The sequence below is a fragment of the Rhodococcus sp. P3_B8 genome (assembly GCF_056402775.1).
Genome location: NZ_JBFUGT010000001.1, coordinates 147,659 through 160,608, shown reverse-complemented (window position 1 = coordinate 160,608; position 12,950 = coordinate 147,659). Strand labels below are relative to the sequence as shown.

The 12,950-nt window shown below is 67.7% G+C and carries 10 protein-coding genes; 7 read left to right on the top strand and 3 right to left on the bottom strand.

Features of this window, described 5'->3' with window-relative positions; all coding sequences use genetic code 11:
* The first annotated feature begins 7 nt into the window (after positions 1 to 7).
* A complete protein-coding gene (locus AC1D1G_RS00780; RefSeq protein ID WP_477950534.1) occupies positions 8 to 1,714 on the top strand; it encodes a cobaltochelatase CobT-related protein in 1,707 nt (568 codons plus the stop codon).
* A 44-nt stretch (positions 1,715 to 1,758) separates the two neighbouring features.
* Positions 1,759 to 2,442: a phosphonatase-like hydrolase gene (locus AC1D1G_RS00775; RefSeq protein WP_477950532.1), complete on the top strand. Its 684-nt coding sequence runs from the start codon at positions 1,759 to 1,761 to the stop codon at positions 2,440 to 2,442.
* A 78-nt stretch (positions 2,443 to 2,520) separates the two neighbouring features.
* Here AC1D1G_RS00775 and pdxS read toward each other — a convergent pair whose 3' ends face one another.
* Together pdxS and AC1D1G_RS00765 are read right to left on the bottom strand one after the other, a co-directional pair.
* Positions 2,521 to 3,411: a pyridoxal 5'-phosphate synthase lyase subunit PdxS gene (pdxS, locus tag AC1D1G_RS00770; RefSeq protein WP_005249195.1), complete on the bottom strand. Its 891-nt coding sequence runs from the start codon at positions 3,409 to 3,411 to the stop codon at positions 2,521 to 2,523.
* Complete coding sequence (locus AC1D1G_RS00765) at positions 3,408 to 4,955, bottom strand: amino acid permease (RefSeq protein WP_283334651.1); 1,548 nt, start codon at positions 4,953 to 4,955, stop codon at positions 3,408 to 3,410. Before AC1D1G_RS00765 ends, pdxS begins: the two co-directional genes overlap by 4 nt.
* 647 nt (positions 4,956 to 5,602) lie before the next feature.
* On the opposite strand from AC1D1G_RS00765, the gene AC1D1G_RS00760 reads away from it, so the two are divergent.
* The 4 genes from AC1D1G_RS00760 to AC1D1G_RS00745 all read left to right on the top strand — a co-directional run bounded on the left by AC1D1G_RS00760 (position 5,603) and on the right by AC1D1G_RS00745 (position 11,709).
* Entirely contained in the window at positions 5,603 to 7,006 is a 1,404-nt protein-coding gene (locus tag AC1D1G_RS00760; RefSeq protein ID WP_477950671.1) for an amino acid permease, read from the top strand.
* Positions 7,007 to 7,147: 141 nt separating this feature from the next.
* The gene (locus AC1D1G_RS00755) at positions 7,148 to 8,494 is read left to right on the top strand and encodes a hypothetical protein (protein ID WP_477950529.1); all 1,347 of its coding nucleotides are present in this window, start codon (positions 7,148 to 7,150) and stop codon (positions 8,492 to 8,494) included.
* On the top strand, positions 8,494 to 9,501 hold the full coding sequence (locus AC1D1G_RS00750; protein ID WP_477950527.1) for a glutamate ABC transporter substrate-binding protein: 1,008 nt from the start codon (positions 8,494 to 8,496) through the stop codon (positions 9,499 to 9,501). Before AC1D1G_RS00755 ends, AC1D1G_RS00750 begins: the two co-directional genes overlap by 1 nt.
* Before the next feature lie 39 nt (positions 9,502 to 9,540).
* Positions 9,541 to 11,709, top strand: coding sequence for a serine/threonine-protein kinase (locus AC1D1G_RS00745; RefSeq protein WP_477950669.1), 2,169 nt, complete (start codon positions 9,541 to 9,543; stop codon positions 11,707 to 11,709).
* A gap of 14 nt (positions 11,710 to 11,723) precedes the next feature.
* Here AC1D1G_RS00745 and AC1D1G_RS00740 read toward each other — a convergent pair whose 3' ends face one another.
* Positions 11,724 to 11,939 (bottom strand): hypothetical protein, encoded by a 216-nt coding sequence (locus AC1D1G_RS00740; RefSeq protein ID WP_105423030.1) that lies wholly within the window; start codon positions 11,937 to 11,939, stop codon positions 11,724 to 11,726.
* Positions 11,940 to 12,142: 203 nt separating this feature from the next.
* On the opposite strand from AC1D1G_RS00740, the gene thiG reads away from it, so the two are divergent.
* Entirely contained in the window at positions 12,143 to 12,910 is a 768-nt protein-coding gene (gene thiG, locus AC1D1G_RS00735) for a thiazole synthase (RefSeq protein ID WP_105423032.1), read from the top strand.
* Positions 12,911 to 12,950: the final 40 nt, after the last annotated feature.

The window sequence follows — 12,950 nt, the reverse complement described above, 5'->3', positions numbered from 1 at the left end:
GGCGGTCATGACAGAACTGCCTGTGCGCCCCGTGTCGGTCCGCCATCAGCAGGAGGTGCACGAACTCTGTGCCGGCACGATCCGTGCCCTCGCGGGCCAGGGTGGGTTGCACTTTCGCGGACCGGAACTCCACCGCGGACATCGGCGCGTGCCGATGCCCGCCCCACATCTGCACCCGTCCTTCGACGGCGCCGACTTCGCGTCCTTCCGCGGTGCGGCGGACGGCATGGCGTCGCGCCTCCTCCACACCGACCCCGTCCTGCATCGCAGCCTGTGCCCGGACGCCACGGCGGGTCGGCTGATCTTCGAGATCCTGGAACAGTTCCGCGTCGAGTCGCTGGCCGCCGACGCGTGGGGTGGCGTGCGCGCCAACCTCTCCCACCGCTTCACGCAGTGGTCACAGGACTACGTGGCGTCCGGGCTGACCGAGACCGTGCACGGGATGCTGCTGTTCACGGTGACGCAGATGTGCCGGGCCCGGATCACCGCCGAGCCGATACCCGAGGCCACCGAGGACCTGATCGAATCGACGCGGTTCGCTCTTGCCTCCGTTCTCGGCGACCACCTCCCGTGGCTGCGTCGAACCCGTTTCTCGCAAAACGACTTCGGGGTCCACGCGCAGGACGTCGCCGAGCTGATCGGCCGTCACCTGGAGTCACCCGCCGATACGGACGTCTCGGCCGACGACGGGAGCGACGGCCGGGCGGCGTTCTCCCTCCTGTTCGACTTCGACCCCGACGACGACGAGACCTTCACGACCGCGGTGTCGGGACGCAGTCGCGCACTGGGGGAGGGCGGAGACCGATACCGGGTGTTCACCCGCGCCTACGACGAGACCCGGCAGATCGCGTCCCTCGTCCGGCCCGAGTTGCTCCAGGACTACCGCCGGCGACTCGACGTCATCATCGACACGCAGCATCTCAACGTCCGGAGACTCGGACGGCAGCTGAAGGCGCTGCTCGCGGAACCGGTCCCCGACGGATGGGAAGGCGGCCGGGAAGAGGGGTACCTCGACGGTCGCCGGCTCGCCCAGCTGGTCACCTCGCCCACCGAGCGCAGACTCTTCCGGGCCGAACGCACCGAGCCGCACACCGACACGACGGTGACCTTCCTCATCGACTGCTCGGGTTCGATGAAGGAGTTCGGCGAACCGGTTGCGGTCCTGGTCGACGTGTTCGCCCGGGCACTCGAACTGGCCGATGCCCGGTGCGAGATCCTGGGTTTCACGACCGCCGCTTGGAACGGGGGACGGGCCCGCCGAGACTGGCTCCGGTCCGGCCGTCCGCGCAACCCGGGACGCCTCAACGAGGTCCGGCAGCTGGTGTTCAAGGACGCCGAGACTACCTGGCGCCGAGCCCGTCCCGCGATCGCGGGGCTGCTGAAGAACGACCTGTTCAAAGAGGGCGTCGACGGTGAGGCCGTCGACTGGGCGTGCTCCCGGATGCGGGACCCCCAGGGCCGGAGGCTCCTGTTCGTGATCTCGGACGGAAGCCCACTGGACGGCGCCACCGCCCTGGCCAACGACGAGTTCTACCTGGACCACCACCTACAGGACGTGGTCGAGCGACACGAGGACGAGCGGGCCGTCGAGGTGTAYGGACTGGGAGTCGGGCTGGATCTGAGCCCGTACTACGACCGCTGCCGGACACTCGATCTGACGCGCGGTACCAACAGCGACGTCATTGCCGACGTGCTGTCGATGATCGGCCACTGACAGCCAGCACCTGCCAGTGGCGCAACAGTGAAGGAGTCACACCCATGACCGCACACGGGGTTTCCCTGGTCACCTTGGACATTGCCGGAACGAGCGTCGACGAAGGCGGCGCCGTGTACGTCGCGTTGCGCGACACCGTCGAGAAGCACCTCGGCGAGCCGATTCCGGACGATCGGTTCGACCGGTGGAAGGGCACGGGCAAGCGGCAGGCCATCGAGGGACTGCTGCGGGAGAGCGGCGTGCCGGCCGGGAAGAATGTTCTGGATTCCGTCGAATCCGATTTCACCGCAATGCTTCTGGCTGCGTACCGGAATACACCGCCCACCGCACTGCCCGGGGTTCACGACGCCTTCGGTGCGTTGCGGCAGAACGGCATCAAGATCGTTCTCCAGACCGGCTATTCACGCCAGATCGCGGAACCGCTACTGGAGCAGGTCGGGTGGGAGATCGGGCGGGACATCGACGGTGTGATCACGAGCGACCAGGTGCGGATGAGCAGACCGTCGCCCTATCTCATCTTCCGCGCCATGGAGATCGCCGGAGTACAGAGCGTCGACGAGGTGCTGGTGGGTGGTGACACCCCGAACGACCTCCGGGCGGGGACGAACGCCGGGGCGCGGTACGTGGTGGGTGTTCTGACCGGCGCGCACGACGCTGCGACGCTGCGTCCGGAGCCCCACACGCACATCCTGGAGAGCGCGGCGAAGATCCCCGAACTGCTGGGCTGAACGACGACTGTGGGCCGGTTCTGCTGCACGACAGCGGAACCGGCCCACAGTGGTTCCGGAAGAGCGGGATTACCTACGTCACCAGCCGCGTTCGGCGAGCCGGTGCGGGACGGGGATGTCGTCGACGTTGATCCCGACCATCGCCTCACCCAGCCCACGGGAGACCTTCGCCAGCACGTCCGGRTCGTCGAAGAACGTGGTCGCCTTCACGATCGCCGCGGCCCGCTCCGCCGGGTTACCSGACTTGAAGATCCCCGACCCGACGAACACACCCTCCGCACCGAGCTGCATCATCATCGCCGCATCCGCCGGGGTGGCGATGCCACCGGCGGTGAACATCGTGACCGGCAACTTCCCGGCCTTGGCGACCTCGACGACCAGATCGTACGGGGCCTGCAACTCCTTCGCCGCCACATACAGCTCGTCCTCRCTCAGCGAGGTCAACCGGCGGATCTCCCCACCGATCGTCCGCATGTGCGTGGTCGCGTTCGACACGTCACCGGTACCGGCCTCACCCTTGGACCGGATCATCGCCGCACCCTCGGTGATCCGCCGCAGCGCCTCACCCAGATTGGTGGCACCACACACGAACGGGACGGTGAACTGCCACTTGTCGATGTGATTGGCGTAGTCGGCCGGGGTCAGCACCTCCGACTCGTCGACRTAGTCGACCCCSAGGGACTGCAGGATCTGCGCCTCCACGAAGTGCCCGATCCGGGCCTTGGCCATCACCGGGATCGACACCGCGGAGATGATGCCGTCGATCATGTCCGGATCACTCATCCGGGACACCCCACCCTGCGCCCGGATGTCCGCGGGCACCCGCTCGAGCGCCATCACCGCGACCGCACCGGCGTCCTCGGCGATCTTCGCCTGATCGGGGGTGACGACGTCCATGATGACCCCGCCCTTCAACATCTCGGCCATGCCACGCTTGACGCGCGCCGTACCGACGGCGGAACTGTTCACGACTGTCTCCTCTGATGACGATGGGTATGCGGCTTCTGTTGCGCAGCCGCCAGCAGTTCGATGTCCGAGCCGCCGAGCGTCTCCACGGACTCGATGCGCTTCTCGGCCTCCGCTACCGACTCGTCCGCGGAACCGATCGGGGGAGCACCGGATAGTGATTCGTCGTCGCGACCGCCCTTGCCGAGCAACTTCCGCACCTCGTAGCTGATCAGGATGACGATCAACGTCAGACCGCTCATGAGGAACTGGGAGCGGGTGGTCGGCAGGAACGCCATCGCGAGGATGACGGTGGCCATCAGGGCGATGGTGGCGTAGCTCAGCCACGGGAACAACCACATCCGCAGTTGCAGTGCGGCCGGGTCTTCGCGCTCGAGTCGACGCCGGAGCACCACCTGCGAGATGGCTATGAGGAGGTAGACGAAGAGCGCGACAGCGCCGTACGAGTTGACGAGGAAGCCGAAGACGACGTCGCCCCACACGTAGGTGCAGGCGACGGAGACGTATCCGACGGTGGTGCCGAGCAGGATCGCACGACGGGGCACGCCGTTGCGGGACAGCGTCGTGAAGAACTTCGGGGCGTCGCCGTTGCGGGTGAGCGCGAACAGCATTCGGGACGTGGTGTACAGCGCCGAGTTCAGGCAGGAGAGAACTGCGGTGAGGACGATGAAGTTCATGATCGTCGCGACACCGGGAATTCCGAGGACCTCGAGCACCGCGGCGTACGGACTCACCCCGACGCTCTCGGTGTTCCACGGCTGGATCGTGACGACCACGAGAATCGAACCGACGTAGAACGTCACGATCCGCACCACGATCGACCGCATGGCGTGGGCGACAGCACGCTTCGGCTCCTCCGACTCGGCGGCCGCGATCGTCACGATCTCGGCTCCGGTGTAGAAGGCGACGCAGGGGACGACCGCGGCGAGCACCGCGCCCCAGCCGAGCGGGGTGAAGCCGCCGTGGTTCACGAGGTTGCCGAGCCCGGGCGTCGAATCGGGCCACAGTCCGGTGATCCAGAGGGCGCCCATCCCGAGAAACAGAACGATCGCCACGACCTTGATCGACGAGAACCAGTACTCGAACTCGCCGTAGGAGCGGGCGGACACCATGTTGGTGGCCGTGAGCAGGAGCATCAGCCCCAGGCTGAGGAGCCACAGCGGGATCATCGGCAGCCAGAGCTGCAGGATCCGGCCACCGGCGATCGCCTCGACGGCGACCACGATCACGAAGAAGTACCAGTACATCCACCCCGTCGCGAACCCGGCGCGACGCCCCAGGGCCTGGCGGGCGTAGACGTAGAACGATCCGACCACCGGCCGGGCCACCGCCATCTCCGCGAGCATCCGCATGATCAGCAACGTGATGATGCCGGCGATGAGGAAGGAGATGATCGCGCCGGGGCCGGCCCCGCCGATGACGACACCGCTGCCCACGAAGAGACCGGCGCCGATCACCCCGCCCAGGGCGATGAGGTTCATGTGCCTGCGTTTCAGGCCCTTGCCGAGACCTGAACTGTCGGTGTGTCCGGGAACGGTACTGTCCACATTTCCTCCAGAAGGCGCTGCCGGGATCCTCGACCGACACGACCTCGTCGGTCGTACGTCGATGCGGGCACCCACCGGTTCAGCGACCCAATCGTATGTGTGATCCACATCACTTATTCCAGTGTTCACCTCACACTACGACTGGTGCCAGAACTCGCCCAGAGCCAGTTGCCTCGCAAGCGATGGGACCAGTTCGACCGCGGAACCACCGACCGAGAACGCCCCTGAACTGGGCGGACAGCGATCGCCACCGGGAGGTGCGTGTTCACACGGCCCGGCGGCACGGGTTCCCGGCACATCTGGATCCCCCGGCGCCGGCGCTCATCCACGAGGCCGTGCAACACCCTTACCCTGTGACCAGTGGTAACGAACTGGTCCTCAGACGTGCCGTCGAACTGGCACTGTGCTGCCCACCGGACCCTCCATACAGTGTTGTGCATCACATCAACAGTTCAGTTCGCGGTGGATCGTCTCCCGTATCTCCGCCGGCACTGTTCTCCGTTCCAACCGCCCGACGATCCGGCCCCGGATCGCGATGGCGACCTGACGATTCCGGTCAGCGCACAGTGGAGGAAAACGTGACTTCAACACCACCCCCGGTCCAATCCCAGGACTCCGGCCTCGGAAAGGGCCTGAAGAAACGGCACATGAACCTCATCGCCCTGGGCGGCGTGATCGGTGCCGGATTGTTCGTCGGCAGCGGCGTCGTCATCGAGAGCGCAGGCCCGGCGGCGATCGTGTCGTTTCTCATCGCGGGGGTCATCACACTCCTGATCATGCGGATGCTGGCCGAGATGGCGGTGGCCCGGCCGGTGGTCGGATCGTTCTACGTGTACGCCAGGGAAGCGCTCGGCAATCGCGCCGGCTTCTCCGTCGGCTGGATGTACTGGTACTTCTTCGTCATCGTCGTCGCCGTCGAAGCCATCGCCGGCGGCCGAATACTCCAGCTCTACCTCCCGTCCGCGCCGCTGTGGATCCTCAGCCTCGGCCTGCTCGTCATCCTGACCTGCACCAATCTCGTGTCAGCGCGGTCGTTCGGCGAATTCGAATACTGGTTCTCGTCGATCAAGGTGATCGCGATCGTCCTCTTCCTCGGATTGGGCGCACTATGGATAACCGGACTGTGGCCGGACGCGACCCCCGGAGTGGCGAATCTCGTCAGCCACGGCGGATTCGCTCCGCTCGGCTGGGGCGCGGTGCTCGCCGCGGTCGTCCCCTGCGTGGCCTTCTTCACCGGCGCCGAGATCGTGACCATCGCGGCCGCCGAGTCCGCGGAACCCAAGAAAGCGGTCGCCCGGGCGATGCGTTCCATCGTGGTCCGGATCATCACCTTCTACGTCGGTTCCATCTTCGTGGTCGTCGCGGTGGTGCCGTGGAGCACGGAGGCCGTCGGCGTCAGCCCCTACGCGGCAGCCCTCTCCGCCCTGCACATTCCCGGTGTCGCCACGATCATGAACGTCGTCATCCTCACCGCGGTGCTGTCCTGCCTGAACTCCGCGCTGTACACCTCCTCGCGGATGCTCTTCGCGCTCACCCGCAACGGCGACGCCCCGCACATGTTCACCCGCCTGTCCGGCGGCGGCGTGCCCCGGCGCGCGATCCTCGCCGGAACGGTGATCGGCTACGCGTCGGTGATCGCGGCGTTCGTCTCCCCGGATCTCGTGTTCTCGTTCCTGGTCAACTCGTACGGCGCCGTGGCGCTCTTCGTGTACCTCATGATCGCGATCTCCCAGGTCGCGCTCCGCAAGAAGCTGGAGGCGCGAGATCCCGAGGCCCTCAGCCTGAAGATGTGGCTGTTCCCCTGGCTCAGCTACGCGACCATCGCCCTGATGGGAGCCGTGATCGCCGCCATGGCCGTGCTCCCCACCACCCGTTCGCAGTTCTGGCTGAGTGTGGTGACTCTCGCCATCATCCTGATCGGGTACGAGTTCCGCCGACGCAGCCGGACCAACGCCGAACGCCTCGACACCGTCACACCGCCCGCGGCCTCGCCCGCCGACGGATCCGACGCGGAACAACTCGTCGGAGTCGTCACCCGCGAGCAGCCCTGACGCACCCGCCGTACCGAAGGACAGGGACCGCACCAGCGGTCCCTGTCCTTCTCTGTGCGTCCGATGCGACATCGGCTTTTCCGGCACGACCCGCCGGGAATCGGGGCACACTTGCAGAAGACCTCGGCGGAGGAGGGCACCGTGTTCCACCGCGGAGACGACGCCGTCACCGAAGAACACTCGCTGGACGAGTCCCTGCTCGTCGAGCCCGAATCCCGGAGCCGGCCGTGGCGGGAATTCCTCGTCTCGACCCCGGGACGACTGTCCGTGCTGGGGATCGCCCTCGTGACCGCCGCGCTGGCGACCGGGGCGATCACGTCGGCGGCGATCGGTGCCCGGCAACAGCGCATCGAGACCCTGCGAACGCACACCGAACCCCTCACCTACGCGGCCGAACGGCTCTACAGTTCGCTGTCCATCGCCGACGCCGCGGCCGCCACATCCTTCATCTCGGGCGGTGTCGAGCCGATCGCCGTCCGCAATCGGTACAACCAGGCGATCGGGGACGCATCGAACGCGCTGGTCACCGCGTCGAACGGCGTCGCCTCGACAGACGCCGCGGCCCTCGCGCTGCTGTCCGAAATATCGCGGGACCTCGCCGACTACACCAGCCTGATCGCCACGGCCCGCGCCAACAATCGGTCGGGCAACCCGGTCGGCGTCGCCTATCTCAGCGACGCCTCCACGATGATGCAGGACACGATCCTGCCCGCAGCCGAGAGCCTCTACTCGGAGCAGTCGAGGACCGTCGCCGACACCCAGGTCCTCACCGCGCGGCTCCCGAGAGCCGCATCCGCCGTCGCCGTCGCCCTGCTCGTCGCGCTCGTCCTCGCGCAGGTGTACCTGGCGCGCAAGAGCAAACGCCGCGTCAATCCCGGCCTCGTCCTCGCCTCCCTCCTCGCCGCCACCCTCCTGATCTGGCTGGCCGCCGCCACCCTGGTCTCCACCGCGGCCACGGACCGGGCGAGAACCGAAGGGGCGCAACCACTCGGCACGATCACCCAGGCGCGGATCCTCGCCCAGCAGGCCCGGGCGGACGAGACCCTCGCGCTGCTGCAGCGCGGCTCCGACGAACAGTCCGAGGTCGACTACGCCCGGCGGTCGGCCGAACTCGCCGACATCCTCGGGGGGCTGCAGGACGGCGAACACGGTCCGGCGACGACACCGCCGATCGACGCCGCCGTCACCGCACTCGGCGACTGGCGGCGCGCGCACACCATGCTGCAGGAGAAGCTCGACGTGGGGGACTACCCGGGTGCGAAGGCCATCGCGATCGGCCCGGCGGACTCGGCGTCCCCTGCCACGTTCGCGGCGCTCGACCAGTCGTTGCAGGACGGCATCGACCGATTCCGCAGCGAGGAACTCGACGGGATGGCCGACGCATATCGCTCGTTGTCGCTGCTCGCGGTGGGTAGCATGGTGATCGGCGTCCTCTGCGGGTTCGCCGTCGGTGGGGGGATCTGGCCCAGACTGAACGAGTACCACTGATGACGCGGGTGATTCGACCGAGACGGCGGACGCGCCAACGCGCCCTCCTCCTCTCCGCTGCCGCGGTCGCCGTCCTCGCCGCCGGATGCGCCACCCCGCAACCCCTCACGCCCACCGTCAGCGGCGACTACGCACAGGTGCCGTTGACGAGTGGGGCCGAGATCCTTCTGCCCACCGGCGACGTGCCCGAGGAGCCACCCGCACCCGACTCCTGCGGTGCCCTCGCGAGTCTCCGCCCCGCCGCACCGGACGTCCGGGCGCCGGGAAGCTCCCTGGCCGAGATCACCGCCCGCGGCCGGCTGATCGTCGGAATCGATCAGAACACCAACCTCTTCAGTTTCCGGGATCCGACCACCGGGATGCTGATGGGATTCGACGTCGACGTCGCGGGAGAGATGGCGCGGGACCTGTTCGGTGACCCCTCCCGGGTCGAATTCCGCCTGCTCACGTCCGGCGACCGTTTCGACGCCCTCCAGAACGAGGACGTGGATCTCGTGGTCAAGAGCACGTCGATCACGTGCGAACGGTCCGAGCGTGTCGCCTTCTCCACCGTGTACTTCCAGGCCTATCAACGTCTGCTGGTGCCGAAAGGCTCCGGCATCTCCGGCCCGGAGGATCTGGCGGGCAAGCGCGTCTGCACCGCCGGCGACACCACCTCACTGGACACCGTTCGCCGCGTGCAGCCCGAGGCCACGATAGTGGCGGTACCCGACTGGGACGACTGCCTCGTGGTCCTCCAGCAACGGCAGGCCGACGCCGCGAGCACCGACGACTCCATCCTCGCCGGGCTCGCCGCCCAGGACCCGAACCTGGAGATCGTCGGCCCGCCGCTCGAATCGGAGCCGTACGGCATCGGGGTCAACAAGACCAACGAGGATCTGGTGCGCTTCGTGAACGGCACGCTGGATCGGATGCGTGCGGACGGAACCTGGACGAGGCTCTACGACAACTGGCTGACGGTTCTCGGCCCTACCGCCGGACCACCCGCCCCCACCTACCGGGACTGAGGTGACACCGACGTGAGCGACGAAACCAGGCGAACACCGATGGACGACCCGCAATCCACCAGGGGTGTGCGATTCGATCCGTTCGCGGACGACGACGATGACGACGTCCCCTCCTCACGCACGGTGCCGGACGCCGTCCACACCTCCGACCTGTCGATGCTCCTGACCAATCCCGTTCTGGCGGAGCACAAACGCTACTGCGACCGATGCAAACGCCCCGTCGGACGTTCCACCGCCGCGCGGCCGGGAGACACGGAGGGGGTGTGCACCCACTGCGGCACCGTCTTCTCGTTCGCCCCGCAACTCGAGGCGGGCGAACTCGTCGCGGGCCAGTACGAGGTCCTGGGGTGCCTCGCCCACGGCGGCGTCGGCTGGATCTACCTCGCGCTCGACCACAATGTCAGCGACCGCTGGGTGGTCCTCARGGGCCTGCTGCACTCGGGCGACCCCGTGGCCCAGGAGATTGCTCTCGCCGAGCGCCGGTTCCTCGCCGAGGTCACGCATCCGAGCATCGTCAAGATCTACAACTTCGTCGAACACCCCGGGATGGACGGCAATCCCATCGGCTACATCGTCATGGAGTACGTCCGGGGCAGAACGCTGCGCGACCTGCTCACCGAACTGAAGGAGGAGGCCGGGCCCGACGAACCGAAGCCGATGCTGCCGGTGGAGCACGCCATCCGCTACCTCCTCGAGGTCACGCCCGCGCTCGGATACCTGCACTCGATGGGGTTGGTGTACAACGACCTCAAGCCCGAGAACATCATGATCGGCGACGACTACGACCAGCTCAAGCTCATCGACATGGGCGCGGTCGCCAGGATCGGGGATCACGGATACATCTACGGCACACAGGGTTACCAAGCCCCCGAGATCGCCACCACCGGTCCGACCGTCGCCTCCGACATCTACACCGTCGGGCGGACGCTGGCCGTGCTGACCCTCGACATGCCCACCGTCGGCGGCTGTTACGTCGACGGCCTGCCGACACCCGAGGAGGCGCCGCTGCTGGCGGAGTACGAGTTCTACCACCGGCTGCTGCTCCGGGCCATCCACCCCGATCCGGCCCGCCGGTTCGCGTCGGCCGAGGAGATGTCGACGCAGCTCGAGGGTGTCCTGCGCGAGGTGCGGGCCCAGCAGACCGGCCACCCGCAGCCGGGGTTGTCCCACCGGTTCAGCCCGCAGCGCACGACGTTCGGGACCGACCTCACGATCAGCCGCACCGACGTCTACGTCGACGGGCACCGCCGGGACGAGCGGATCAGTGCGATGAGTATCGTTCGAGCACTACCGATTCCGTTGGTGGACCCGGACGACCCGGCCGCCCCGTTGCTCTCCGTCGTCCACAGCCGACCGAGGGAGCTCCTCGATTCACTGCGCAGGGCGAAGGAGTCGGCGGACGACGGCGTGGCGTCCACGAGCATCGAGATCCCGCTCGCCGAGGTACGCGCGCACCTCGACCTGGGGCAGCCCCGTGATGCCGCCACCATTCTCGAATCCCTCGACCACCAGCGTGAGGACACGTGGCGCGTCGACTGGCACACCGGACTGTGTGCGCTGGTGGGCGGCGACTTCGAGGCGGCGTTCACCCGGTTCGATTCCGTCCTGACCGCGCTACCGGGCGAGGAGRCCCCGAAGCTCGCCCTCGCGGCGACGGCCGAGATGTGGTGCGAATACCGCTCTGGTGAGGACATCGGGCGGTGGCGGCGGACCGCCGAAAAGTACTACTGCACAGTGTGGCGCACGGATCACGGCGCGGTGAGTGCGGCGTTCGGGCTGTCGCGGCAACTGGAGCACCGCGACGACCGGGCGGCCGCGGTGGAGGCCCTCGACGAGGTGCCACCGACATCCCGGCACTATGCCGAGGCCCGGTTGACGAGTGTGCTGATGCTCGTCCACGATCGGCCGCTCGCCGAGGTGAGCGAACGGGATCTGCAGGAGGCCGCCCGGCGAGTCGAACTGCTCGCCCACGACGAGCGCCGCGCACTCCAGACCCGGGTGCTCGTCCTCGGCGTGGCCGTCGACTGGCTGCACGCCGGCGGCATTCCCGAGACGACGCGGATCCTCAGCGTGCCGTTCACCGAACGCGGTCTGCGCACCGGGGCGGAGTCGGCGCTCCGGGCCCTCGCCCGCAAGGCCCCCGAGCGCAGGCATCGGTACACCCTGGTGGATCTCGCCAACCTGATCCGCCCGACCACGTGGCTGTGACTCCCGGACTCGGGTCACCGCACCCCGAATCCGGTGTGCTCGCGTCCCCACCGGGCATTCCACGCCATCACCTGCATGCGGTCGCTCAAAGCATCACGGCTGCGGACCGTTTCGGCCAGCTGGCCCATGAGTTCGATGATGCGGCGGCGGGCGTCCTCCAGTTCCGTTGCCAGGCGCTCCTCCTCCCTCGACCTCGCGGTGCGGTTTCTGCGCGCGACCATGGTGTTCATCTCTACTCCGATCGTGACGACGTGGCGTTCGGCTCCTCGCACCGACAACTCTGGGCCGTCTGGTACGGGTCCAGAAGATCCAGATAGACAACGAGACAGGGGTCCAATCTGGACCTATGACGTAGCGCACAAGTGGTTCTGACGTCGGAGACGATTCGGTCGTAGGGTTCGAGTGCTCGCCGAAATCTCGACCGGAGGTACCCATGCGCATCCACACCGACGCACTCACGATCGCGGGCCGGGACTTCTCGTCCCGCCTCCTCATGGGCACAGGCGGTGCGGCCAACCTCTCGGTACTGGAAGAGGCACTCGTCGCCTCGGGCACCGAACTGACGACGGTGGCGATGCGCCGAGTGGACGCCGCAGGGAGAACCGGGCTGCTCGAACTGCTGGATCGACTGGGTATCGCGTTGTTGCCGAACACAGCCGGCTGCCGGGGCGCCACGGAGGCGGTGCTGACCGCGCGCCTGGCCCGTGAGGCCCTGGGCACCAACTGGGTCAAGCTCGAAGTGATCGCCGACGAACGCACGCTCCTGCCCGACGGGATCGAACTCGTGGCGGCCGCAGAACAACTCGTGGACGACGGATTCGTCGTGCTGCCGTACACCAACGACGACCCCGTGCTCGCGCAGCGCCTGGTCGACGCCGGGTGCGCCGCCGTGATGCCACTCGGGTCGCCGATCGGCACCGGGCTCGGTATCTCGAACCCCCGCAACATCGAGATGATCGTCGCGCGCACCGACGTCCCGGTCATTCTCGACGCCGGGATCGGCACCGCGAGCGACGCAGCACTGGCAATGGAACTCGGCTGCGACGCCGTACTGCTCGCCACGGCGGTGACGAGGGCGTCGGACCCTCCGCTGATGGCCGCGGCGATGGCCGCAGCGGTCACGGCCGGGCACCTCGCCCGGAATGCCGGACGGATACCGAAACGGTTCTGGGCGCAGGCGTCGTCACCGGTCGCGGTGTAATCGGCGCCCCGCGAACACCGACTCGGCTAGCGTGAGCCCC

Excerpts from the sequence above, each read along its gene's own strand:
- AC1D1G_RS00775 (WP_477950532.1), top strand. The coding sequence starts at position 1,759 with ATGACCGCACACGGGGTTTCCCTGGTCACCTTGGACATTGCCGGAACG.
- AC1D1G_RS00740 (WP_105423030.1), bottom strand. The coding sequence starts at position 11,939 with ATGAACACCATGGTCGCGCGCAGAAACCGCACCGCGAGGTCGAGGGAG.
- thiG (WP_105423032.1), top strand. The coding sequence starts at position 12,143 with ATGCGCATCCACACCGACGCACTCACGATCGCGGGCCGGGACTTCTCG.
- AC1D1G_RS00750 (WP_477950527.1), top strand. The coding sequence starts at position 8,494 with ATGACGCGGGTGATTCGACCGAGACGGCGGACGCGCCAACGCGCCCTC.
- AC1D1G_RS00760 (WP_477950671.1), top strand. The coding sequence starts at position 5,603 with ATGAACCTCATCGCCCTGGGCGGCGTGATCGGTGCCGGATTGTTCGTC.